This window comes from Paenibacillus sp. NRS-1782 (assembly GCF_050467685.1).
Lineage (GTDB): Bacteria > Bacillota > Bacilli > Paenibacillales > Paenibacillaceae > Paenibacillus > Paenibacillus terrae_A.
Window position 1 is genome coordinate 1 of record NZ_JBITPH010000130.1, and the last position, 235, is coordinate 235.

The 235-nt window shown below is 57.4% G+C and carries 1 protein-coding gene; it reads left to right on the top strand.

Annotated elements, in window-relative coordinates:
* On the top strand, positions 1-235 hold a 235-nt coding region (locus ACIFQM_RS25030; RefSeq protein ID WP_430066428.1), incomplete at both ends, for a hypothetical protein.

Genomic DNA, 235 nt, shown 5'->3' on the forward strand with positions numbered 1-235 from the left:
GAAACCATTTGGCAGAAGAAGCGATTCAATCGAGCCATTTGGCCCCGGAAGCCGTCAGCTCTGCCCATTTGCAGGCTTCAGCGGTGCTTACGAGACATCTGGCCCCGGATAGCGTATCCGGTCGTGCGATTCAAGCGGAAAGCATCACTTCGGAAAAGCTGGCGGCGCGCTCGGTACAAGGAATGAATCTTGCGGAAGGCAGCGTGGGTCCTGCACATTTGTCTGCGCAGGCCGT